The following is a 22,209-nucleotide window of genomic DNA, read 5'->3' as shown; positions in this document are numbered from 1 at the left end:
AACACTTTCATTAAAAGAATGAAAAAGTGACCACCACCAGTGAATTAAGCTCAATAGTATATGAGAGCGAATTCAGACACCATTTTTTAGTGACATCCATGAAAAAAAAGACAGGTAACACAGCTAAAACAGCCAATGGGCACATCCGAATAATCAGTGGCCAGTTTAAAGGGCGTAAACTGCCAGTCAAAGACGTGGCTGGTTTAAGACCAACAACAGATCGGGTCAAAGAAACGGTGTTTAATTGGCTGATGAATGACATCAGAGGTTCTGACGTACTTGACTGTTTTGCAGGTTCTGGCGGGCTAGGCTTTGAAGCATTGTCGCGTTATGCGAACTCCGTCACTTTTATAGAAAAAGATAAAATTGCTGCGCAACAACTAAAAGATAACTTAACATTATTGAAGCAACATGATGCCAACGTGATTCATGCCGATGCACTGAGCGCAATTTTAGCACTAGATCAACAATATGATTTAGTTTTTATTGATCCCCCATTTCGTCTAGGTCTGGCACAAATCTGTTGCGAACAACTAATTCAAGCAAATGCACTTAAACCAATGAGCCTAATTTATGTTGAAGTTGAATCTGAACTCAATGAATTTCAAGCTCCCGCTAATTGGGCGCTACTAAAAGAAAAAACGGCGGGTCAAGTCACCTACCGTTTATTTCAGGCACAGAAAAATGAAGCGCTGTAATTATTCTATCTCGATGCCAATATTAGTTTGACCATCTTCAAGCGCTTTTTTCTTAAGCGCTTTCACACTCTCAGAAGTAATGCGCCCCATACTTTCTACATGATCAATTAATTCTGACAGCATATCCATTTCATATTGCATTAATGGATGCTCTCTGATCGCTTGGTTATCGGCGACAATATCTTCACTAGTTAGCTGATATTCGATTAACTTTGCTACTGTTGCTTGTGATATTTTACTGATATCGACAAATTCAGATTCATCTTCCATGAATAAGCCATTGAGCATACCAAGCAATGCGGTGGCCGCATCGATCGCAGGGTACACGCCAAACATATCGAAATCAGCAACTTCGGGGACATTCGGCTCAACTTTATCAACTAGTAGCTCTAGATTTATTTTACTTTTAGGTAAAACAAGTTTTTCCCAAATTAAATTGAGCGTATTACGTAACACACTAGGTTCGCCAAACTCTGTTGCATGGCAAAAAAGAGTGTAATTAGGCAGCATTCGCTCTAGTAATGCAGCTGCCAGCACAGCCTTTTGTAGATAGTTTAATTCGCGAATACGTTGGAAGTTATTAGGCTTTTTCATCTTTATCCATTTGGCAGGACCAGCAAAGCTCAAATCCTGCGCCATTTTTTTCACCACAGTGGCCACAAAACCAGTCGTGAATTGATTGCTTAGATTGATATTCTAACAATATTTTTTCTGCTTGGCGCTGCTTTATCTGCATGACAAGAATTGAAACGTAAGTTTGTTCGTGGGGAATTTCACCTAAAGCGCCAGACAGCGCTTCACCATGAAATCGAACATCTATGCGACTAAGGGCTAACAACCCTTTGATCAGATTAGCTTCTATTACATTTTCTGCTTTGTAAATACTAATCCAATCTAAGAAATCCGTCATTTAGCTTATAAGTTGTTGCTGAGCATATTCAAATTTAAGCCTAAATTCCGTTACTTTTCCTTCTAATTCTTCTATTTTTTCTGTTAATTCATTATTTTGTGCTCGGATACTCTCATAAGCACTTCGGGCTTGCTGTGATTCAGCTTCTAAACGAGAAACTAAGCTCGAGTTGCGGCCTTGCGCCATATTCAATGCTGAGTCTTGATTGGCTAATAAGCTTTCTTTTTCAACAATGGCATCTTGATAGCCTTTTTCTTTCACCCTTAGCTCACTAAGTTGCTCACTCAATTGTTCGCGATCTTGCTCTAAAATAACTATATTAGCCAAGGCTTGCTCTAACTCTGCTCTTAATAACTTGCTTTCAGCAAACAAGTCTTTTTTGAGGTCGTTAAATCGACCGTCATGCTTTTTGGCTTGCTCTTCAGCCTTATCTTTAAACTCATTGTTAATTTTAACTAAATTTTCATACTCTTGAGTTAAAGTCGAGTTTGTTTCTTCGAGCGAAACAACATTAGCTTGAATCGCATTCAACTCTTGCTCTTTGCTATTCAGCGTTTTTTGCAAGGCTTCATTATTACTTTCAATTTGTTTAAAGCGTGCATTAGCTTGCTCAAATTGAGTATTTAATGAATGAAGACTTTGCTGCTCGCTTTCAAGTTTTTGAGTGAGTGCTTCTTTTTCTTTTGCTAATAAATCTAACTGCTGCAACGAAGATTCGCTTGCATTTTCGACATGAGAAAGCAATTCAGTCTTATCTTGCAGTTGCTCTTGATATTGTTGAATTTTTTGAACATGATTAGCCGATATTTTTTGTTGCTCTGCAACAGCTTGCTGACTTTGCGCTAACTCGGCTTCGATATCAACTAATGTCGTTTTGACTTCTGAAAGTTCTTTTTGATAATGGCGCTCTTGCTGTTTGAGCCTGTCATCAAGTGATGCATTTTCTTGGCTGCGTTCTTCTATCAGTTGTTTAACTTTATCTGACTGTAATGCATTTAGCTCTTTTTGCTTGGCAAGCGCCGATTCTGATTGTTGTAACTGCTCTGTTAATGACTGCTGTTTCGCTGTTTTATCCGATAGCTGAGCTTGCAACGTTTGCTGGGTTGTAAGGTGCTCTTGAGCACTTAATTGCAGGATAGCACACTGCTCTTTAACTGATTCTAATTCCAGCAATTTTTCCTTAAGACTGACCAATTCATCAACAGAACACTGACTCTTTTCTTGTTCTGTGCGACATTGTGCTTCAAGCTCGGCATTCGTTTCTTGAAGTGATTTAATTTGCTTTTCAAGCGCCTTTATTGCCTCATCTTCATCAGCTTGATGTTGCACAATCGCCGCTTGATGACCTTTTTCTAGCGCTTGTTGGCAAGCAACAAGCATCAAGCCTTTTAATTGAGGTGTCAGAATCTCGATTAATTGTTGCGACACTTGATCAATATATGGGTGCCCGACAGAAATAGTGTCCGATAAATTGGCATGCAATGCCACAGGCTCAATTGAGAGTTCCTGCGCAACTTTGTGAAACGTATCTTCTGCAGAAACAGACTCTAAGCTTTGTAAAAGCTGATGTAATTGGGTACCTTGAAATTCGCCCATGCTAAATTTTCCCCTGACGCACTGCTATACCTACTTTAGTTCAAGTTCTGTTATTTTTATGATGAACTTACTAATTACTAACGACTCAAAACTAAATCTTAAAAATTAACAGGTTAAAAAAACAGTTATTTTTTATAATCTAGCTATCTTAACACTGCTAATACGTGAATATAAACAGAATAAAACATATAATTAACAATCAAAACCCATATAGAAGTCTCTGAGCTATGACGTTAACCACTCCAGCACTACTTTTCCCAGCTATTTCCTTGCTCTTACTCGCTTACACGAATCGATTTTTAGTGCTTGCCCAGTTAATCAGACAACTAAACTCTCGAGAAGGAGACACTATTCGCCCTGTCGTAAAAGCACAAATAAGTAATTTAAGAAAACGAATTAAGCTTATTCGTACTATGCAATTTTACGGAGTGATGTCTTTCTTGCTCTGCACTGCAGCAATGTTTGCTGTTTTTTTAGAGCAAAGTTTAATCGGTGCCATCTTTTTTGGTTGCAGTTTATTGTGTCTCCTTGCATCACTTATTTTTTCTCTTTATGAGATTTATATATCCTGTGATGCCATTGAACTAGAGTTGACAAACATCGAGGAAAAGCCACTAAACAATCACTAAGCGAGTTTTATACTTTTTACTTTTACCTTCTATACTCAATACATCCAATGTTGATTAAGTGGTAATTTGTGTCTGACTTTTTATTCTCTGATGAAAGCTCACAAACTGATGAGCAACCTGAAGACTTCAATAGCGGCTGGGACATTTTAGTAGTTGATGATGAAGAAGATATTCATCAGGTTACTAAGTTAGTTTTAACTGGCTTCCAATTTGAAGGAAAGCCCTTGCGCTTCCATCATGCATATTCAGCTGAACAAGCAAAAGATATGATGAAAGACATGGATGAAGTAGCTGTAGGTTTGGTTGATGTGGTGATGGAAACCAACCATGCTGGGCTCGATTTAATAAGGTATATTCGTGAAGATGCCCATAACCATGACGTCAGATTAATATTAAGAACTGGCCAGCCCGGTGAAGCACCTGAAGAATCTGTAATTCGTGACTTTGATATCAACGATTATAAAAATAAAACAGAGTTAACAGCAATAAAACTTAAAACACTCTTATATTCAGCGCTTCGCGCCTATCGTGATATTCGTATTATTGAGAAACATAAGTTAGGGTTAGAGAATATAATTAATGCTTCAGCTAATTTTTTAGAGTGCGATACTGTAGATCAATTTGCTTCGACCATTTTAGGTCATGTTTCCACAGTAATGGGCCTTGAAGATAACGAAATCTACTGTGCTGCAGCAGTAAACTCTCAAGCAAAACCCGGCACTGACTTTATGTTACTAGCTTCATCTGTAGGATCTCCAAGCTCAGAGAATACACTTCTACCTGATGAAATTAGTGACTTATTTGTTAATGTTCATAACAAAAAACAATCATTTAAAGATGAAAATCAATTTGTTGGCTACTTTCCAACAAAAGGCGGCCTAGAGACAATGCTCTATGTGAGCAAATCCTCAAAGTTACAACCTTCTGATCATCAACTTCTAGAGTTCTTTTCTAATAATATTGCCCTTGCATACGACAATCTGCGCCTTCGTGAAGTAGTCAGAGAGTCACAAAAAGAATTGTCTTATATTTTAGGCGAAGCAGTCGAAAAACGTAGTAAAGAAACAGGTAGCCATGTTAAGCGAGTGGCCAATTATAGTTATATGCTGGCTTTAAAATATGGGCTCACCCCATATCAAGCTGAAATCATAAAACTGGCATCCCCCCTTCACGATATAGGAAAAATAGGGATACCGGACCTTATCCTCAATAAGCCAGGAAAACACACTGCACAAGAGTGGGAAATCATGCAGTCACATGCTCAAATGGGGTATGACATCCTTCGTAACTCGACCAATGAGATCTTACAGCAAGGAGCGATAATTGCCCATCAGCATCATGAAAAATGGGATGGGTCAGGCTACCCTCAAGGCTTAAAGGGCAAAGCAATCGATATATCAGGTCGGATTACGGCACTTGCTGATGTATTTGATGCACTTGGTAGCGATCGCTGCTACAAAAAAGCATGGCCACTCGAAGATATCTTAACGCTATTGAAAGAGCAAAGCGGCAAACAATTTGATCCTGAATTAGTCACTCTCTTCATTGATGATTTAGATGCCTTTTTAGGAGTCCGTGACGCCTACCCAGACTAAGGTACTTAATCAATTATGTAATCTATTAATACTATTTTACTAGAGTAAATAGAGATTAAAGCTTGCTTTTGTACCTTATTCTTTAATATTATTGCTCAGTTGTTACTTTTTTTAGGCAAAAAGCGTAGAAAAAACAAAGTAATTACTCAAAACCAAAATGATTTTGGTACAACTGTCAGTTTTAGCTCAGTTCACTTGAAAGAGAAGGATCATAAAGTGAGATTGGAACAATTCGAGCAATTTTTGGCGTTAGGAAAACTTCGCCACTTTCGTCAAGCCGCAGAACAATGCAACCTAAGCACATCAGCCCTTACTCGGAGCATTCAAACTTTAGAGCAAGAACTCGACTGTGAATTAGTCACCCGCTCAACCCGCTCAGTACATTTAACTGAAGCAGGAGAGATTTTTTTAACTTATTGTCATGACACATTGACAAATTTAAGTGAGTTGAAAACAAAACTAACTAAACACAAGTCGAATGAGTGTGAAAAGATAGTTATTGGTTACACTATGGATGCAACCACGATCGTCCCCTTAGCATGCGGTAAGTTTATGCAGCATCACCCTGAAACATCAATTGAAATGCACTTATATTCTCAGTCTCAACTAGATGAGAAACTAAAGCTCAACGAAATTGATCTCGCAATTGGCAACAGCCAAAGTAGTGTGCCAGAAAATGCCTTAGTACGCTTACCTGATCAATTGGTGTTGTTCGTACACAATACACACCCCCTCGTAACCACTGCTGATATCGATCGTAAAGCTCTGGCACCTTTTCCAATGCTCTCGTGCTTATCATCAAGCAGCTCAGTACAAAAAATGTTACAAGATGCAGCAACAGCATTGCATAAAGTATCAACGATCAAAGTCGGCAACATTGACCAGATCACACAAACTGTAAAAGATGCAAAACATGTTGCGATTGCAGGAATTGAACACGCTAAAACTATTGAGGGCAATACTGACTTAGTCATCATTAAGCCATCTCAAGAATCGCAACAACTTGCATTAGCTGTCACCACAGCTAATAAATTTTCTCTACAACATCAAGCAATACAACTTCTTAGCTATATTGCCGATGAAGTTAAATTGCAAACAGGAGAAAGTCTTGAACAAGTTGCGGGTTATTAACCCATCAAGATATTAATCCGGTGAGCGTCAATGCTATAATTGCGTTATAGAAATTATGAGCCTGGCTATGCACACACCTGATTTTTCCTCTCACACTCTTGATTCACTGATCAATCAAATCCAACAACATGGGTTGGCAGTTATTGATAACGCCATCCCTTGTGATCTCACCACAAACTTATTAACTGAATGTGTAACTCAGCAGTCGTTATTCAAGTCTGCCAGTATTGGTCGAGAGGCCGACAGGCAACTTGATTCAAGTATCCGATCTGATAAAACAAAGTGGTTTGATAATCAATCCATCGTGCAACAGCAATATTTATCGCTGATGGAGCAACTCAGAGATATTATTAACCAACATTTTTATCTTGGTTTATTCGACTATGAAGCACATTATGCGACCTATCAAGAGGGTGATTTTTATAAAAAACACCTCGATGCATTTAAAGGGCGTTCAAACCGCGTGCTCACTACTATTTTTTATTTAAATAGTCCACAAGGGGGAGAATTGGTAATTTACAAGCCAAAAAGTAAAGATGTATTAACAACCATCAGACCCACAGCTGGCACACTTGTCGTATTTGTTAGTGAAGAATTTGCACATGAAGTTTTGCCAGCACTTGAAACCCGTCACTCGATAGCGGGTTGGTTTAGAAAAAACACTTCATCACATCGCTTTATTGATCCAGCGAGTTAGCTATAAGAAACGACAATAGCTAACCACACTAGCAAACCAACATAGTTATTATGTAAAAATGCTTTGAAGCATAAATCACGTTGGCGATCTCGAATTAAATATTGTTGGTAACTAAATAACCCTACTAATACCAAGGATAATGTTGTAAGCAAGCTGTAAGGCCAAGCGTGTATTGATGCGATATATAGAAGCATCAAAATAGTGGCAACCTGCAACACGCAGACGATAATCTTATCAAATCGCCCGAATAGGATTGCGGTCGACTTAACCCCTATCTTAAGATCATCATCTTTATCGACCATGCCATACATAGTGTCATACGCAACGGTCCAAACTAAATTAGCACTATACAATAACCAAGCTTCTGCCGGAATGGTGTTCAAAGTGGCCATATAAGCCATAGGAATTGACCAGCTAAATGCAGCGCCTAATACCACTTGTGGTAAATGTGTGTACCGCTTCATAAACGGATAACAAAAAGCGAGTGCTAACGCTGCAAAGGATAACAAAACAGTGTTGAAGTTGAGACACAAAACCAAAAGAAAAGCCGCGATAATTAATACAAAAAATAAGACCAATGCTTCTTTTGAACTGACATGACCTGCGGCTAATGGACGATGTTCAGTACGCTTCACTTTCCCATCCACTTTTCTGTCAGCAAAATCATTAATCACACATCCAGCAGAGCGCATGACAAATACACCCAAACTAAAAATGACCAATAAGTGCCATTGTGGAAACCCATCCGCTGCCAACCAAAGAGCCCAGTAAGTAGGCCAGAGTAACAAGAGAGTACCTATGGGCTTATCCGTGCGCATTAGCTGTAAATAATACGGCCAATTCTTGTTAATTAATCCAAAAAGTGTCATGAATAAAGTACCGACTGAGGGAGAAAAACTTCGCACACCATCACTTGATGACCAAATAAAGTGAAAATACTTCTGCGTCCTAAACACTCCTGCTTTGGTAAATTAAGCGAACATGCAAGCTCAACAATAGGATGGGACAACCCAAACTGGGTAACTTGTATCTTATTTCTGACTAGATCTGGATGGCTAAATAAGTATTCTCCCAAAGGCTTATTTCCCAATTCAAATAATTGAGAATCGGCCAAAAAGAGTGCATCCGGGATCCAGCTTTGCGCATAAATTTGCGCTTGCTCATCGCAATGTAAAATGACTTCTCGAAAAGTATAATCACCTAGCTCCCTAGGAGATAAAAACTCAGTTTGCTCAGCTGTGAGGGACTGTTTTTTTTCACTTAACACCTCAACTTTAAAGTCATTAAAGCAAGACTTTAGCTTTGCTGTTAGTGAGCCTTCACTAAAAAGCCAATGATATTGATTGGGGCTAAATTTACACGCTGCTTCAGACAGCCAGTTATTAGTAAGCGGGAGAGGAAATTCGAACACAACACGACACCTAGACAATAGAAGCTCTATCATAGCATTTCAAATCCAACTGAAAAAGTCAGGTTAGCTCATGGATATTATGAAATAACATACGGAGTAAAGCGTTTAAAATAAAGAAAGAGTTATCTTGTTATAAATGCTGGACTATAATTTGCTAAAACAGATATCATAATGCTGTTAAATCACACATTTATGTCATCACATTTTATTAAAAGAGAAACAAGCATGCGATTTTTAGCCGTTTTAATTTGCGCTATTGGGATCCAATTTACCAGCTTAAACAGCTATGCAGCATCAAACATAGGTTACTATGGCTTTGAACCTGATGTTATCACCAATTACATTGGCACCTCAGCTAAAAAGATGGGTTATGTGCGTGTAACCGTTGAACTGATGATCCAAGATATGGGTAACTTAGCGGTTGTTGAGCATCATGATCCACTTTTACGCGATGCGATAGTTGAAATTTTAAGTAAAGAGCCTGAAGAAAAGGTCAAATCTTTAACTGGCCGAGAAGAAATCCGCAAAAAGTGCGTTGCCGAGGTTAAAAAACTCTTAAAACAAGAGACCGGCAACGAAATTATTAAAGATATTTTATTTACTAAATACCTGTATCACTAGTATCTAGCTTGGCTGGTTTAGTTGTCGATAAGAACCAGCCATATAAGCCACCAGCAACCAGTCCAATCAAATGTGCCCAATTGGCCATACTGACTAATAACACATCCGCGAAGCCTAAAATTAACCACACGAGCATAAAGCCAACTATGGGTTTCTCAATTTTGATAACCGAATCTGCTGTGCGATAACCAAAAATCCAGCAAAAGCCAAGTAGTCCATATACCACTCCAGATAAACCGCCGAAATTATCGCCAACCATCAAAAATTGAGCCCAATTACTTAACAAAGCGGTGATGATAAAAACATAGACTAGTTGAATGGCCCCTAAACGCTTTTCTACCTTGGCACCTAAGCTCATCCACCACATAATATTAAAAATTAAGTGAATAGCAGAAAAATGAATCACAGCGGGTGTAAACCATTGAACAGGGCTGCTTGGGTCGAATTTTAAAATAGCAAATAAACTATTAAATCCACCAAACATAAATAAACAATATAGTATCACACATACTAAGCTTACCGCTTGATTGAGCCAGCTCAGTGCTTTAAAGCGTTGGACTAAATTAAGTGACGCGCCCTGATAGCTTAGTCCAGAGTCTGTGCTACCCGCCACCCATGAGGCCTGCCAGTACTTTTCATCATTTGGGTTTTGTTCAAACTCATGCCATAAACGCTGCGCTTGTTCTAACTTAGCCTCATCAACAAGTATTGCTACTTGATCTGCGCTCTGCGCCGCTAACTGCACATTTATGTGCTGAGTTTTTAAATAATCAACAAAGGCTTGAGCTGCACGTGGATTATTTAATTGAGCTAAGATCACCATTATTTTTCTATTTCATCCATAAACTGTTTAGACCAAGCATCAAATCCACCATCCATGCTGTATACTTCCTCAAACCCTTGCTCAATCAAGTAATTAGCTGCACCTTGAGAGCTTATACCGTGATAACAGACCACAATAATGGGCTGTTCAAAATCTTTTTCAATCATAAATTGGCCGATGTTGGCGTTAGATAAATGTACAGCGTTCGGCATATGGCCTTGAACAAACGAATTTTCATCTCGAATATCTGCCACTACTGTCGTCTCGCCAGCCATAAGGTCTTTCGCTTGCGCCGCTGATAAATGTTTAAATGCCATAACTACCTCAAAATGAAATGATAAAAAAAGGGGCCAATGCCCCTTAATATTAACGTGTTAACTAATCAATTAACACCAATCTAAAATAACTTTACCCGATTGGCCTGATAACATGGTATCGAAGCCTTGCTGGAAATCATCAATTGAGAATTGATGTGTGATAATCGGTGATAAATCAAGTCCTGACTGAATCAAACTCGCCATTTTATACCAGGTTTCGAACATTTCACGTCCGTAAATCCCTTTAATGACTAATCCTTTAAAAATTACCTGATTCCAATCAACCGCCATATCAGAAGGTGGAATACCCAGCATCGCAATTTTACCGCCATGATTCATATTACTAAGCATGTTCGTAAAAGCAGACGGCACACCCGACATTTCTAAGCCAACATCAAAGCCTTCTGTCATACCTAGCTCTTTCATTACATCTTCAAGCTTTTCATTGGCGACATTAACCGCACGAGTTGCCCCCATTTTGCGAGCCAGTTCAAGACGATACTCATTCACATCAGTAATCACCACATAACGCGCCCCAACATGTTTTGCAACTGCTGCTGCCATAATGCCAATTGGGCCAGCCCCCGTGATCAGCACATCTTCACCTACTAAATCAAACGACAGCGCAGTGTGAACAGCATTGCCAAATGGGTCAAAAATCGACGCCAATTCGTCCGATATATTATGAGGGATTTTAAACGCGTTATAAGCCGGAATCACCAAATATTCGGCAAATGAGCCTTCACGATTAACACCTACACCAATGGTATTTCGACATAAATGCACTCGTCCAGCTCGACAATTACGACAATGTCCGCAGGTAATATGCCCTTCACCCGAAACCCGATCACCAACGCTAAAGCCACGAACTTCTTGCCCCATATCGACGACTTCGCCAACATACTCATGGCCGACAACCATAGGAACTGGAATGGTTTTTTGCGCCCATTCATCCCATTTATAAATATGCACATCCGTACCACAAATCGCTGTTTTACGAATTTTAATTAATAAATCATTATGGCCAACTTCCGGTTTTGGCGCATCCGTCATCCAAATACCTGGTTCGGCTTTTAATTTAGATAATGCTTTCATTTACTGTTCACCTTCAAAAACAGCCTCAAAAGAGAGGCTGTTTGTTCAATATCGATTAACTATAGATCAGATAATTTGCATGTCTTTACCAATACGCGTGAAAGCGTCAATCGCTTTATCTAATTGCGCTTGGGTATGAGCTGCAGAAATTTGAGTACGAATACGCGCTTGACCTTTTGGTACAACAGGAAAAGAAAAGCCAGTAACATAAATGCCTTCGGCTAAGAGTCTGTCAGCCATTTCAGCCGCCACTTTCGCATCTCCTAGCATCACAGGGATAATTGCATGGTCTTTACCCGCACAGATAAAACCAGCCGCTTCCATTTTTTCACGGAAATACGCCACGTTACTCCACAAGGTATTACGCAGCGCTTCTCCTTGTGCAAGCATATCCAACACTTTTAAAGAAGCCGTCACAATTGAAGGTGCTAAAGAGTTAGAGAACAAATAAGGACGTGAACGTTGACGTAACCACTCAACAATTTCAGCACGGCCCGATGTATAACCACCCGATGCGCCGCCAAGGGCTTTACCTAGCGTCCCCGTAATAATGTCGACACGATCCATTACATTACAGTATTCGGCTGTGCCTCGACCATTTTCACCAACAAAACCCACGGCGTGAGAATCATCAACCATGACCAAAGCATTATATTTATCAGCTAAATCACACACAGCTTCTAAATTACAAATCACGCCATCCATTGAAAATACACCATCAGTGGCGATTAATTTGGTTTTCACACCCGCGGCATCAGCTGCTATAAGCTGTTGCTCAAGATCAGCCATATCATTATTGGCATAACGGAAACGCTTCGCTTTACATAAACGCACACCATCAATAATTGAGGCATGATTTAACGAATCAGAAATAATAGCGTCATCTGCACCTAAAATTGTTTCAAATAAGCCTGCATTGGCATCAAAACACGACGAATACAAAATGGTATCTTCTGTTTTTAAAAACTCACTGACTTTTGCTTCAAGCTGCTTATGAATATCTTGTGTACCGCAGATAAAGCGCACAGACGCCACACCAAAACCATGCTGGTCTAAGCCATTTTTTGCAGCATCGATTAACTCTGGATGATTAGCTAAACCTAAATAGTTGTTGGCACAAAAGTTAATAACTTTATCGCCCGAGGCAACTTGAATTTCAGCTTGTTGTTGTGAAGTGATAATACGCTCACTCTTATACAAACCTTCCGCTTTTACTTCATTAATTTGCTGTTTTAGCTGCTCATAAAACGCAGATGCTCTCATCTGTTTTCTCCAAAGTATTTGAACGAGTAAACCATAACGATAAACCACTGTTACGGTTAAAAACTGAGGCGCATTGTAAAAGTTTCAACTTATAAATGCACTGTTTTGTTAGCGATCGGACCAGTCCAAACGCTTAATTAGTTACCTTTTTTACCGCAGAAGCTAATGTTGGCCATATTTCAAATTCAGCCAACTCTTGCTCTGTCGCTTGGTTTATTTCTTTAATATAGACACAACGTGCCACACCCGCGGCTTTTCCTGCGGCAATGTCTGAATGCTTGTCACCAATCATGATACTTTGGCTGGCATCAATATTAAATTGCGTCATTGCTTGCAATAACATACCCGGAGCGGGTTTACGACAATCACATTCTTGCAAATATTGAGGTAATGCATTGTTTGGATGATGTGGGCAAAAATACACTTCAGACAGCGGTGCTTCTTGCGCTTCAAATTGCCTTTTCATCCAGTGAGTGAGTTTTACAAAATCGGCTTCAGAGTAATACCCTCGCCCGATCCCTGATTGATTCGTTACCACTATCAACTTATAGCCTAACTTAACGAAATGACGACAAGCTTCAAAAACACCAGGTACAAATTCAAACTCATTTATTTTATAGACATACGCATGATCAATGTTGATCACGCCATCGCGATCAAGGAAAACCGCTTTATTCATTTTATAGTTGCTCTTTTTGAATGACATGATCAAACATAGATAAAACCGACTCAACCGTAATTTGCTGCATTAAATCAGCCCCTTTTGCACGTTTTCCCCACGGCAATTGGGCTGCTGGCTTGCCAAATTGCAACTCAATGTTCTGATGATATACCTCAACCACATAGTCTTGGTATAAATACGGCCCTGTGCGTTTAGGATTTGAGTGGGCATATAGACCAATAACCGGCGTCCCAACCGTTACCGCCATGTGCGCAGGCCCGGTATCAGGAGCTAACACTAAATCTGCACATTTGAGCACGCATAATAATTGTTTTAACGATGTTTGTCCGACCAAATTAAGAATATCGGCTTGGCTATGCTGAATAATTTGTTCGGCTAACTCGCGCTCCATTTCGGTTGGGCCACCACTTAGCACCACCTTGAAACCTTGAGCTTGCGCATGTTCGGCGATTGCAGCGTAGCGCTCTGGTAACCAGTTGCGCTCTTTTTTACTCGCAGCTGGCGCAATCACACATACTTTTGACCATTCACTCAATTGTTGCTTAGCCCAAGCTAAATCATTTTCTTGATAAGGCATCTGCCACTGTACAAGCGGTTGCGACACACCGATACTGCGTGCAAATTCAATAAAACCATCTAATACATGAGGCTCATCTTGCGGCTTAATTTTTTTATTGATAAACAAGCTGTGCGCTTCTTTTGCACGGTGCCAATCAAAACCGACTTTCATTTTCGCAGGAATACATGCCGCAGCCAGGTTGGCTCGAAGCGCTACTTGCATGTGTAAAAGTACATCAAACCGTCGCCCTTTAAACTGCTGCTTAAGTTGTCGATACGCTGCTTTGCCTTGTTTTTTATCAAAAATCACAAACTCAACACCCGGAAGATCGGCCAGTAACATAGCTTCAATTTTACCTATGACCCATGTGATTTTAGCGTTTGGGTATTGACGTTGAATTGCCTGTACTGCTGCAACTGCGTGGCAAACATCGCCGATGGCTGATAGTCGAACAATACAAATCTCTTTAAGGTTTAAGTTAGCGCTCACAGCAATCCTGTAGTGGAAAATCAACACAAGCTTAGATCTTAATGGAAATAGCCGCACAAACCAAATGTTCACTATGGCAAACTTATTGTAAACTACGCTTTGTCTTGGTTTTTGGTGCTAAAATTTGATGATTCAATTAAAACAATCCGAACAATCAGTCCTTCTGCTTACCTCATCAAGCCCGAGTGATGTAAGTGATATGTGGTTTTCTGCTGAATTTTGGCATCAACAAAATAAAATTTATGCTAAAAAAACTGGCCGTGCAAGTACATGGTTTTTTGAGCATCACGGACTAAAAGCTGTGATTCGCCATTATTGGCGCGGTGGATTAATTGGCAAAGTATTAAGTGACCAGTACTTGAATTTAGGCCTAAAAAAATCTCGTGTGTACCAAGAGTTTGCCTTATTAGCCCATCTAGCAGAGCAAGGATTCAATGTTCCTCAGCCTATAGCTGCGCAATTTAAACCATCAGGGTTAATTTATCGTGGCGATATCATCACTCAAGCGATTGAAGGAGCGCAAAGTGTGCTCGACATTTTACAATGTCGCTCATTAACTCTCGCAGAAATAGAAAAAGTAGCGCAAAGCATTGCTAATTTTCATAATGAAGGTGTCTTTCATGCAGATTTAAACATCAATAACATATTGTTTGATCACTATGGTGAGGTGTACTTAATTGACTTTGACCGAGGACAACTAAAACCCCCAGCAGCGCATTGGCAACAGGCTAATATGACTCGTTTACAGCGCTCTTTTAACAAACAACTCGCCAAACATGAGCAATTTCATTGGCAACAGAGTAATTGGCAAACCTTGCAAGCTCATTACCTCACTCATATAAAAAAAGCCTGATTTATCAGGCTTTTTTTATTTATAGTCTTAATGAGTTTTAATCTTATTAATGACATTCGATGTCGAGCAGCCATTTAAAAACTCTAACACTTCCACCTTTCCACCTTGTGATAACACAAACTCTGCGCCCGCTATTTGCTCAACAGTATAATCCCCTCCTTTGACTAAAATGTGGGGGTTTACTTGTTCTATCAATTTAGCTGGTGTGTCATTTTCATCCTCATTGCCAAATGGGATCACCCAATCAACCGATGACAAAGCCGATAACACCATCGCGCGCTCCTCAAATGGGTTAATTGGACGCTCAGGCCCTTTTAATCTGGCAATTGATTCATCGTTATTGAGCCCAACCACCAACCTGTGCCCCATCGCTTTAGCTTGCGCTAAATACCGCACATGCCCTGCATGTAAAATATCAAAGCAACCATTGGTAAATACGATGGTTTCACCCGCACTTTTAGCCAATTCGATATGCTGCAATACATCAGTAAATGGGGTTTGATAGTGCTCACCCGTTTCGAGTAAATACTGATTCAGTTTACGTGTTAACTCTTCAGGGCGAACGGTTGCAGCCCCTAATTTAGCAACAACCAATCCTGCAGCCAAATTAGCGACTTCTACAGCATCTTTAGCTGGCATACCCGCTCCAAGCATCACAGTTAACGTAGCAATGACGGTATCGCCTGCCCCCGTCACATCAGATACTTCCAACACTTGAGCCGGAAAATCATGTTTTTCATCAGCTGTAATTAACGACATTCCCTGCTCAGAACGAGTCAACAACATGGCCTGGATACCACATTCTTGGATAATTTTTCGCGCCGACTCAGTGATAATCGCCTCAGAACCCACTTCTCCACCCGCAGCTTTAAACTCGCTTAAATTCGGTGTGATAAAATCAGCCCCTCGATAGCGAGAAAGATCTTTCGATTTAGGATCAACTAAAACTGTTTTTCCAGCCTTTTTAACAACTTCGATCATCGGTTCAATTAGAGCTAATGAGCCTTTGTTATAATCTGAGAATAAAACAAAATCATAATCTGCAACAACAGAGCGTAAACGCTCAAGTAAAAGCAGGCTGTGTGCCGCAGTAAAGTTTTCTTCTAAATCGAGACGAACGATTTGCTGATGACGGCTAATTACGCGCATTTTTGCAATCGTAGGATGCTCATTTTGAATGACTAATTCAGAGGCTATATATTCATGATTTAAGAGTTTTTGTAAGGTTTCACCGCTTTCATCTTCACCGATAATGCCCAGCAAACTTACTTTCCCATCTAGGTGGGCAATATTTTTTGCAACGTTTGCAGCACCACCAGCTTTATCTTCTAATTGGCTCACTTTCACAACTGGCACAGGGGCCTCAGGAGAAATACGGCCTGAGTCACCATGCCAATAACGATCAAGCATCACATCACCAACCACTAACACTTTGGCGTTTGATAAATGTTTAAACAGTGATAAATCCATTATGCTTCTTCCTGCCAACTCAAATCCAGCGCTTCACACAACCAGTGACCAATAAACATATGTGCTTCTTGAATACGCGCAGTTTCATCGTTTGCAATGATCACCGCTAATTGAGCAATATCTTTAACCAATCCACCATCACGCCCTGTCAAAGCAACTGTAAATGCGCCAATTTCATTAGCAGCTGCCAGTGCTAAATTAATATTGTTACTGGTGCCAGATGTTGTCAGCCCTATCACTAAATCTTGTGGCTTACACAGTGCCTGCACTTGACGCTCAAAAACAGTATCAAAAGAATAATCATTGGAGTGGGCTGTTAAAATCGAGGTATCTGTAGTTAAGGCGATTGATGCCAACGGACCGCGCTCTTTTTTATACCGAACCACGAATTCTGCCGCTAAATGTTGCGCATCAGCAGCACTGCCGCCATTGCCAAACCAAACCACTTTTCCACCTGCTTTTAAAGTCACTAAGCATTGCTTTAATAAAGCTAAGGCTTGACTTTGATGAGCTTCAAGGGTTGAAAACGCCGCTCTGTGGCGCGCCAAACTAGCCGCATAACTATTTTCGATTTCAGGGTTATTCATAATTTTTCCTATCCAGCTTAAGCTATAGATAACTCAAGCCTTAAATTTAGCGAGGTTTTACCAAAACCAAGTCACCGATAAATGACCATATTTTTCATCAAATACATCTGTGCCGTATGTAATTTGGCTCTCGATTCGATACTCTTGCCACTTACGGCTATTGCTCAGCTGTAGCTCCAATGAACGCTGATAATCAGTTGCAGAATCAAGGTTCTCTATAGTCGTTAGTTTCATATGCCATGATGAATTAATATCTTCGTTGTAGCCAATATCAATAAGGTGAATATCTGACGGTGTGGCATCACCAAAGGTGCGCTGATCACCTGCAAAGTGACCATACACAGCCCCATCATTGGTATTGCCAAATTTATAAATTGAATTCACATACCACAGTGAGTGCCAACTGGTATATTCGTATCTCACTGACCAGTTAGAGGTCAGTTGTGGTAAATAAAAACCACCCGAAAACACTAAATTACCAATTTCATAGTTTTTATATTCTTTGGTATCTTCACCACCATATTCAAAATACAGTTCTGCAGGCGTACCCCAGTTAAAGTTAAAAACACTGGTTACAGACGCTAATTGATCGCCTAGTTCGACATCATCACCATGCAAATTATCATTGCCGGCAGGGTCAAAATAGGCTTTAAAAATATCTTTGGCGCTGACTTCTCGCGGCCCTCCACCAAAATGTAGAATACGATTAAGTCCTATTTTCCAACCTGTTACTGGTTCAAAGCTTAAGTGTGTTCCTGCAATTAGCGGCCGACCATCGTGCCATTCACCTTGATAACCAATGCCTTTTTCAACTTTTTCTAATTTAGAATAATAAAGTTCAAAATCAAGGTTCCACCAATCTGCAATCGGTTTGGTTAATCCCAAAGAGATAGAAGGAGAAGTTTTGGCATTAGTCGAAATCATTTGTGCAGAGTGTTTAAATGGTGAAAACCAATGCTCTTTATAACCTATATCAAGCTGCAATGACTCACCCGCAAGACTAAAGAACGTGTTATACGCAACCAGATCCCCTGATGCAAAACGATAATCTAAGCCAACTTGTACAAGGGTAGATTCACTGGGGCGCCAAATGCCTTCAAAAAAGCCTTGCCCCCACTCATCAGACATTAAACCGCGCTGATTGGGTATAGCCATGGTTTTTTCATATTTGGCTGTGGCCCTTAATCCTGAGCGGCTGATTTGATCTTGCCCTCGGTAAGGCTTTAGAGCAACACGGATAGCGTCATAAAGCGCTTTATCGACCGTACGAAGTTGCCTCAATGCTATATCTATCTCATCCAACGCATAAGGTTTGGTCATTGGCGTGCCCGTTGTGAGCACAAACATGGTGTCAACTTGCTGTTCTAAATGGCTATCAATATGAACAGGTAAATAAGCTGTTGGTTTAGCAAATAACGATGAACTACACAGAGCAAAAACTAACGGTGATAAATATTTTAATTTCATAAATGTATGACACTGATTTTAAGGCCTAATGATGGTATCAAATCTACTTAGAAGATGACACTTTAGGCCTGTTTAAAATTGTTATCTTCGTACTTTATTAGCGGTAGCAGGTGTTGTTTTGACTGAAAAAACGCTACCATAATGTTTATCTGACCTTATTGTTTCTGATTATGGCCCGCATTTTTTATAGCCTACTTTTATACCTGCTTAGCCCTTTAATTTTTGCCCACCTTTGGCGTCGTGGAAAAAAAGCCCCTGCATATCGACAACGCCTTTTTGAAAGACTAGGAGTTTATTCACAAGCAGCCCCCCCAGAAACGATTGTATTTCACTGCGCATCACTTGGGGAAGTAATCGCTGCGACCCCTTTGATTAAACGTTTTATAGCCGAGCATGATTTGCCCGTTGTGATCACCTGTAATACACCAACTGGCAGCGATCAAATTAAACACACCTTTGCAGACACGGTGAGTCATGTTTATTTACCCTTAGATTTTCCAGGGGCGGTAAAGCGCTTTTATCGCCACTTCAACCCCAAATTGATGGTTATTTTAGAAACAGAGCTCTGGCCAAACCTAATCCATTTTGCGACTAAACAACCGTGTAAAATTCTTTTACTCAATGCGCGACTTTCTGAAAAATCAGCTCTTGGCTATCAAAAAACTGCTTTTTTGACGCAGCATATTTTCCCAAAATTAAGTCATGTGGCCGCCCACAGTCAACAAGACGCAGATCGTTTTATTACCCTAGGTGTAAAGTCGAATTCAATGACGGTCTCTGGCTCAATCAAATTTGATATTCAACTTAGCCAAGAGGTTAAACAACACGCTTCTGAGCTTAAAACATCACTCAACCACCACCCGCTTATCTGGCTCGCTGGCTCAACCCATGAAGGCGAAGATGAACTTATTTTGTCAGCTCACCAAACGTTACTAGCCACACAACCGGATGCATTGCTCATTTTAGTTCCTAGGCACCCAGAGCGCTTTGAATCCGTCGCTCAACTGATTGCAAAGCATGGCTTAAGCTACCAAAGACGCAGCCAACCAGCCTTATCGACCCATAAAGATAAACCACAGATTTTATTAGGCGATACAATGGGTGAACTTCAAGTTTTATATGGCTGCGCGCAAATTGCATTTATTGGCGGGAGTTTGGTGGCCAGAGGAGGGCACAATCCACTTGAAGCCGCTGCGTTTGAATGTGTAATTATTACAGGTCCGCACACGTTTAATTTTCAGCAAGTCTATCAAGGCCTAATTGAACAACAAGCATGTATAGTCTGTGATAACCAAGCAGAGCTGAGTGAGCACTTATTGCGGTTACATGACCAGTCAACTAGCCAACAACAGCTCGGTCGTGCAGCTCATCAATTTGTTTTAGCAAATCAAGGGGCACTTTCGCACTCCCTTGAACTTATTTTAAAATTTTTGGATTAATTCTATGTCCCAACATCCTGCGATCACACAGACTCAACTCTGGGTCAGCAATGTGATTGTTAAATATAACTTTTGTCCATTTGCACGAGCAGAAGTTGAAAACAACAAAATTAAGTACACTGTGTGTCCACAGAGTACAGCAGAAGATGCAGTAATGAGCATGCTAGATGGCTGCTTTGAACTTGATCAACATCCTGAAATTGAAACAACTTTACTGATTTACCCTGATGGCTTTGCTGATTTTGATGATTTTTTAGCTTTAGTTGATTTAGCGAATGTTATGCTCGCTGTGCAAGGGTTTGAAGGGACCTACCAAATTGCAAACTTTCACCCTGATTACGTATTTGCCGACAGCGAAACTAATGACCCTGCAAATTATACTAATCGCGCTCCCTACCCTACACTGCATTTGATCCGCGAACAGAGTATGAGCCTTGCATTAGATGAATACGATCAGCCTGAATCTATTCCCGACCACAACATTAAGCTTGCCAGACGTAAAGGCAGTGACTTTTGGCAACAGTTATTGGCAAGTTGTATCAATCACGATAAAAAATAACTCTCTTTTATACTCGTTAAGCCCACAGGTAATCTACTCATTTATATGACAAAAATATTTTTCGCGCTCGCTAGATTTCGATAAATATTTTTGTTCTTACCGATAAAAAAATTATGTTTTACCAAATCCCAATCCTGATTCATATTTAGCTCGATCAATCAGTCTTGCGGAGAAATGTATGCGTACCGGTCAATTTGAGTTTTTTGATGATATAAACTTCCCGATGGGGTTCCGCCGTTCAGGTTCTTTTTCGATTAGCGAAGCTGAACTATTAAGTAGCTACGGTGATACCTTAATAAAATTACAAAACAAAGTATTGCAACCTGAACTACCAGACGAGTATGACTTCATAATGGTGTGTGATGGCGCGAAAGATGCACAAACCAGTTTAGAAAAAGTATGGGTTAAATATAAAAAAGAGATTTCACGAAAAGACACCTTTTTTAGTGCTTTTGGTAAAAAAGAAACCTCTCGCCCAACTATTGATTTTTCTAACGCCTAATTCAAGCAATTGAATGAATGCGCTCAGTGAGTAGAATTATAATATTCTCCTTGCTGAGCGTATTTTTTTTACTGTTCAGCTTGAGCTAGCTCTTGGTAGTGCTGCTGCAATTGAGCTATTTTATCCTTACCCGTTCCGTAACTATATGGCTTAAATAATAAGAGTATTTTTAGCAAACCTTTATAAATATCTGTTTTTAGCAGGCTTGAATCAAACTTATGAATTTTTAAGTACGGCGTCCAAAAGCTCACCATGATTTTCACACTGTGTGCCAAATCCAAAATATCTTGCTCTTCGATATCAATAATTTCTGCTACTTTCATACCGCGTACCACGTCTGAGATCTGTTCAAGCAGACTGGCTTGCATGGCGTGGTATTCTTTTTTAAGGGTATCGTCTCGCGACAAAATATCACCAAGATTATCGTAGAAAAAGTGGAACTTCCACATCAGCTCAAATAAAGAATCGAGATAACCGACTAATTGTTCGAGTTGATCTTCGTTTGGGTTAATCGGTGTAAAGTGAGTGTGTAAATGCTCTCGATATAACGCAAAGATATGTCTTAAAATATCTTCTTTATTTTTAAAATGATAATACAAGTTGCCAGGGCTAATTCCCAAATGGGCCGCGATGTGATTGGTGCTAACTGCACGTTCACCTTGCTCGTTAAATAAAGCAATACTGGCCTGAATTATTTTATCCTTGGTACTCATAATATTCTGATTCCATACAATAATTAAGCGCGTATTATAAACAATGTTACTTGGAACCTAAAGGCTGCTATTGAGAACAAACACTGATAAACTAAAGCTAAAT

At 40.0% G+C, this 22,209-nt stretch carries 25 protein-coding genes; 10 read left to right on the top strand and 15 right to left on the bottom strand.

What is annotated here, in order from left to right; translation table 11 throughout:
* Positions 1 to 98: 98 nt before the first annotated feature.
* On the top strand, positions 99 to 698 hold the full coding sequence (rsmD, locus tag AC3KVK_RS03070; RefSeq protein ID WP_490310741.1) for a 16S rRNA (guanine(966)-N(2))-methyltransferase RsmD: 600 nt from the start codon (positions 99 to 101) through the stop codon (positions 696 to 698).
* Here rsmD and AC3KVK_RS03065 read toward each other — a convergent pair whose 3' ends face one another.
* From AC3KVK_RS03065 to AC3KVK_RS03055, 3 genes are read right to left on the bottom strand one after another with little or no spacing between them, the layout of a single operon-like run.
* Entirely contained in the window at positions 699 to 1,292 is a 594-nt protein-coding gene (locus AC3KVK_RS03065; protein WP_490310740.1) for a YjaG family protein, read from the bottom strand.
* The gene (locus AC3KVK_RS03060) at positions 1,279 to 1,608 is read right to left on the bottom strand and encodes a putative signal transducing protein (RefSeq protein WP_490310739.1); all 330 of its coding nucleotides are present in this window, start codon (positions 1,606 to 1,608) and stop codon (positions 1,279 to 1,281) included. Before AC3KVK_RS03060 ends, AC3KVK_RS03065 begins: the two co-directional genes overlap by 14 nt.
* Positions 1,609 to 3,204 carry a hypothetical protein gene (locus AC3KVK_RS03055; protein ID WP_490310738.1) on the bottom strand — a complete coding sequence of 532 codons (1,596 nt, stop codon included), beginning with the start codon at positions 3,202 to 3,204 and terminating at the stop codon, positions 1,609 to 1,611.
* 227 nt (positions 3,205 to 3,431) lie between these two features.
* Here AC3KVK_RS03055 and AC3KVK_RS03050 point away from each other — a divergent pair, with 227 nt between their 5' ends.
* The 4 genes from AC3KVK_RS03050 to AC3KVK_RS03035 all read left to right on the top strand — a co-directional run bounded on the left by AC3KVK_RS03050 (position 3,432) and on the right by AC3KVK_RS03035 (position 7,256).
* Positions 3,432 to 3,833, top strand: a complete 402-nt coding sequence (locus AC3KVK_RS03050; RefSeq protein ID WP_490310737.1) for a DUF2721 domain-containing protein — start codon at positions 3,432 to 3,434, stop codon at positions 3,831 to 3,833.
* A 68-nt stretch (positions 3,834 to 3,901) separates the two neighbouring features.
* Positions 3,902 to 5,428, top strand: coding sequence for a DUF3369 domain-containing protein (locus AC3KVK_RS03045; protein WP_490310736.1), 1,527 nt, complete (start codon positions 3,902 to 3,904; stop codon positions 5,426 to 5,428).
* A gap of 216 nt (positions 5,429 to 5,644) precedes the next feature.
* Positions 5,645 to 6,559 (top strand): LysR family transcriptional regulator, encoded by a 915-nt coding sequence (locus AC3KVK_RS03040; protein WP_490310735.1) that lies wholly within the window; start codon positions 5,645 to 5,647, stop codon positions 6,557 to 6,559.
* A gap of 67 nt (positions 6,560 to 6,626) precedes the next feature.
* Positions 6,627 to 7,256 carry a 2OG-Fe(II) oxygenase gene (locus tag AC3KVK_RS03035; protein ID WP_490310734.1) on the top strand — a complete coding sequence of 210 codons (630 nt, stop codon included), beginning with the start codon at positions 6,627 to 6,629 and terminating at the stop codon, positions 7,254 to 7,256.
* Here AC3KVK_RS03035 and ubiA read toward each other — a convergent pair.
* Together ubiA and AC3KVK_RS03025 are read right to left on the bottom strand one after the other, a co-directional pair.
* Positions 7,253 to 8,125 (bottom strand): 4-hydroxybenzoate octaprenyltransferase, encoded by an 873-nt coding sequence (gene ubiA, locus AC3KVK_RS03030; RefSeq protein WP_490310733.1) that lies wholly within the window; start codon positions 8,123 to 8,125, stop codon positions 7,253 to 7,255. The two genes, AC3KVK_RS03035 and ubiA, sit on opposite strands and share 4 nt — an antisense overlap.
* Entirely contained in the window at positions 8,122 to 8,667 is a 546-nt protein-coding gene (locus AC3KVK_RS03025; protein ID WP_490310732.1) for a chorismate--pyruvate lyase family protein, read from the bottom strand. The genes ubiA and AC3KVK_RS03025 overlap by 4 nt, the downstream gene beginning before the upstream one ends.
* 225 nt (positions 8,668 to 8,892) lie before the next feature.
* On the opposite strand from AC3KVK_RS03025, the gene AC3KVK_RS03020 reads away from it, so the two are divergent.
* A complete protein-coding gene (locus tag AC3KVK_RS03020) occupies positions 8,893 to 9,288 on the top strand; it encodes a flagellar basal body-associated protein FliL (RefSeq protein WP_490310731.1) in 396 nt (131 codons plus the stop codon).
* Here the strand turns inward: AC3KVK_RS03020 and glpG are convergent.
* The 6 genes from glpG to AC3KVK_RS02990 form a co-directional block, all read right to left on the bottom strand.
* Positions 9,269 to 10,111 carry a rhomboid family intramembrane serine protease GlpG gene (gene glpG / locus AC3KVK_RS03015; protein WP_490310730.1) on the bottom strand — a complete coding sequence of 281 codons (843 nt, stop codon included), beginning with the start codon at positions 10,109 to 10,111 and terminating at the stop codon, positions 9,269 to 9,271. The genes AC3KVK_RS03020 and glpG overlap by 20 nt on opposite strands.
* Positions 10,111 to 10,428, bottom strand: a complete 318-nt coding sequence (gene glpE, locus AC3KVK_RS03010; protein ID WP_490310729.1) for a thiosulfate sulfurtransferase GlpE — start codon at positions 10,426 to 10,428, stop codon at positions 10,111 to 10,113. Before glpE ends, glpG begins: the two co-directional genes overlap by 1 nt.
* 69 nt (positions 10,429 to 10,497) lie before the next feature.
* Complete coding sequence (gene tdh / locus AC3KVK_RS03005; protein WP_490310728.1) at positions 10,498 to 11,523, bottom strand: L-threonine 3-dehydrogenase; 1,026 nt, start codon at positions 11,521 to 11,523, stop codon at positions 10,498 to 10,500.
* Between the two features lie 66 nt (positions 11,524 to 11,589).
* Positions 11,590 to 12,786 (bottom strand): glycine C-acetyltransferase, encoded by a 1,197-nt coding sequence (locus AC3KVK_RS03000; RefSeq protein ID WP_490310727.1) that lies wholly within the window; start codon positions 12,784 to 12,786, stop codon positions 11,590 to 11,592.
* 133 nt (positions 12,787 to 12,919) lie between these two features.
* Positions 12,920 to 13,465 (bottom strand): D-glycero-beta-D-manno-heptose 1,7-bisphosphate 7-phosphatase, encoded by a 546-nt coding sequence (gene gmhB / locus AC3KVK_RS02995; protein WP_490310726.1) that lies wholly within the window; start codon positions 13,463 to 13,465, stop codon positions 12,920 to 12,922.
* Between the two features lies 1 nt (position 13,466).
* Entirely contained in the window at positions 13,467 to 14,516 is a 1,050-nt protein-coding gene (locus AC3KVK_RS02990; protein ID WP_490310725.1) for a glycosyltransferase family 9 protein, read from the bottom strand.
* 127 nt (positions 14,517 to 14,643) lie between these two features.
* On the opposite strand from AC3KVK_RS02990, the gene AC3KVK_RS02985 reads away from it, so the two are divergent.
* Positions 14,644 to 15,369 carry a 3-deoxy-D-manno-octulosonic acid kinase gene (locus AC3KVK_RS02985; protein ID WP_490310724.1) on the top strand — a complete coding sequence of 242 codons (726 nt, stop codon included), beginning with the start codon at positions 14,644 to 14,646 and terminating at the stop codon, positions 15,367 to 15,369.
* Positions 15,370 to 15,396: 27 nt separating this feature from the next.
* On the opposite strand, the gene hldE is transcribed toward AC3KVK_RS02985, so the two are convergent.
* Genes hldE through AC3KVK_RS02970 form a run of 3 tightly spaced genes read right to left on the bottom strand, consistent with a single transcriptional unit; the run spans position 15,397 to position 18,893 of the window.
* On the bottom strand, positions 15,397 to 16,839 hold the full coding sequence (gene hldE, locus AC3KVK_RS02980) for a bifunctional D-glycero-beta-D-manno-heptose-7-phosphate kinase/D-glycero-beta-D-manno-heptose 1-phosphate adenylyltransferase HldE (RefSeq protein WP_490310723.1): 1,443 nt from the start codon (positions 16,837 to 16,839) through the stop codon (positions 15,397 to 15,399).
* Positions 16,839 to 17,426: an SIS domain-containing protein gene (locus AC3KVK_RS02975; RefSeq protein WP_490310722.1), complete on the bottom strand. Its 588-nt coding sequence runs from the start codon at positions 17,424 to 17,426 to the stop codon at positions 16,839 to 16,841. The genes hldE and AC3KVK_RS02975 overlap by 1 nt, the downstream gene beginning before the upstream one ends.
* 57 nt (positions 17,427 to 17,483) lie before the next feature.
* Entirely contained in the window at positions 17,484 to 18,893 is a 1,410-nt protein-coding gene (locus AC3KVK_RS02970) for a capsule assembly Wzi family protein (RefSeq protein WP_490310721.1), read from the bottom strand.
* A 170-nt stretch (positions 18,894 to 19,063) separates the two neighbouring features.
* Between AC3KVK_RS02970 and waaA the strand changes: the two genes are divergently transcribed.
* From waaA to AC3KVK_RS02955, 3 genes are all read left to right on the top strand, one after another.
* Positions 19,064 to 20,332, top strand: coding sequence for a lipid IV(A) 3-deoxy-D-manno-octulosonic acid transferase (waaA, locus tag AC3KVK_RS02965; RefSeq protein ID WP_490310720.1), 1,269 nt, complete (start codon positions 19,064 to 19,066; stop codon positions 20,330 to 20,332).
* A gap of 4 nt (positions 20,333 to 20,336) precedes the next feature.
* Complete coding sequence (locus tag AC3KVK_RS02960) at positions 20,337 to 20,891, top strand: DUF1415 domain-containing protein (RefSeq protein WP_490310719.1); 555 nt, start codon at positions 20,337 to 20,339, stop codon at positions 20,889 to 20,891.
* A gap of 178 nt (positions 20,892 to 21,069) precedes the next feature.
* The gene (locus AC3KVK_RS02955; protein WP_490310718.1) at positions 21,070 to 21,393 is read left to right on the top strand and encodes a MaoP family protein; all 324 of its coding nucleotides are present in this window, start codon (positions 21,070 to 21,072) and stop codon (positions 21,391 to 21,393) included.
* A 68-nt stretch (positions 21,394 to 21,461) separates the two neighbouring features.
* Here the strand turns inward: AC3KVK_RS02955 and AC3KVK_RS02950 are convergent, their stop codons facing one another.
* The gene (locus AC3KVK_RS02950) at positions 21,462 to 22,106 is read right to left on the bottom strand and encodes a TetR/AcrR family transcriptional regulator (protein WP_490310717.1); all 645 of its coding nucleotides are present in this window, start codon (positions 22,104 to 22,106) and stop codon (positions 21,462 to 21,464) included.
* Positions 22,107 to 22,209: the final 103 nt, after the last annotated feature.

This window comes from Pseudoalteromonas sp. J2K-J979, assembly GCF_058169715.2.
The sequence above is the reverse complement of the archived record's forward strand: the minus strand, read 5'-3'. Positions and strand labels throughout refer to the sequence as shown.

Coding starts and splice junctions, on each gene's coding strand:
- AC3KVK_RS03065 (WP_490310740.1), bottom strand. CDS start 1,292: ATGAAAAAGCCTAATAACTTCCAACGTATTCGCGAATTAAACTATCTA.
- AC3KVK_RS02955 (WP_490310718.1), top strand. CDS start 21,070: ATGCGTACCGGTCAATTTGAGTTTTTTGATGATATAAACTTCCCGATG.
- rsmD (WP_490310741.1), top strand. CDS start 99: ATGAAAAAAAAGACAGGTAACACAGCTAAAACAGCCAATGGGCACATC.
- AC3KVK_RS03060 (WP_490310739.1), bottom strand. CDS start 1,608: ATGACGGATTTCTTAGATTGGATTAGTATTTACAAAGCAGAAAATGTA.
- AC3KVK_RS02960 (WP_490310719.1), top strand. CDS start 20,337: ATGTCCCAACATCCTGCGATCACACAGACTCAACTCTGGGTCAGCAAT.
- glpG (WP_490310730.1), bottom strand. CDS start 10,111: ATGGTGATCTTAGCTCAATTAAATAATCCACGTGCAGCTCAAGCCTTT.
- AC3KVK_RS03000 (WP_490310727.1), bottom strand. CDS start 12,786: ATGAGAGCATCTGCGTTTTATGAGCAGCTAAAACAGCAAATTAATGAA.
- AC3KVK_RS02985 (WP_490310724.1), top strand. CDS start 14,644: ATGATTCAATTAAAACAATCCGAACAATCAGTCCTTCTGCTTACCTCA.
- AC3KVK_RS03050 (WP_490310737.1), top strand. CDS start 3,432: ATGACGTTAACCACTCCAGCACTACTTTTCCCAGCTATTTCCTTGCTC.
- AC3KVK_RS02975 (WP_490310722.1), bottom strand. CDS start 17,426: ATGAATAACCCTGAAATCGAAAATAGTTATGCGGCTAGTTTGGCGCGC.
- waaA (WP_490310720.1), top strand. CDS start 19,064: ATGGCCCGCATTTTTTATAGCCTACTTTTATACCTGCTTAGCCCTTTA.
- AC3KVK_RS03035 (WP_490310734.1), top strand. CDS start 6,627: ATGCACACACCTGATTTTTCCTCTCACACTCTTGATTCACTGATCAAT.
- ubiA (WP_490310733.1), bottom strand. CDS start 8,125: ATGACACTTTTTGGATTAATTAACAAGAATTGGCCGTATTATTTACAG.
- tdh (WP_490310728.1), bottom strand. CDS start 11,523: ATGAAAGCATTATCTAAATTAAAAGCCGAACCAGGTATTTGGATGACG.
- hldE (WP_490310723.1), bottom strand. CDS start 16,839: ATGGATTTATCACTGTTTAAACATTTATCAAACGCCAAAGTGTTAGTG.
- AC3KVK_RS03020 (WP_490310731.1), top strand. CDS start 8,893: ATGCGATTTTTAGCCGTTTTAATTTGCGCTATTGGGATCCAATTTACC.
- gmhB (WP_490310726.1), bottom strand. CDS start 13,465: ATGAATAAAGCGGTTTTCCTTGATCGCGATGGCGTGATCAACATTGAT.
- AC3KVK_RS02950 (WP_490310717.1), bottom strand. CDS start 22,106: ATGAGTACCAAGGATAAAATAATTCAGGCCAGTATTGCTTTATTTAAC.
- AC3KVK_RS03055 (WP_490310738.1), bottom strand. CDS start 3,204: ATGGGCGAATTTCAAGGTACCCAATTACATCAGCTTTTACAAAGCTTA.
- glpE (WP_490310729.1), bottom strand. CDS start 10,428: ATGGCATTTAAACATTTATCAGCGGCGCAAGCGAAAGACCTTATGGCT.
- AC3KVK_RS02970 (WP_490310721.1), bottom strand. CDS start 18,893: ATGAAATTAAAATATTTATCACCGTTAGTTTTTGCTCTGTGTAGTTCA.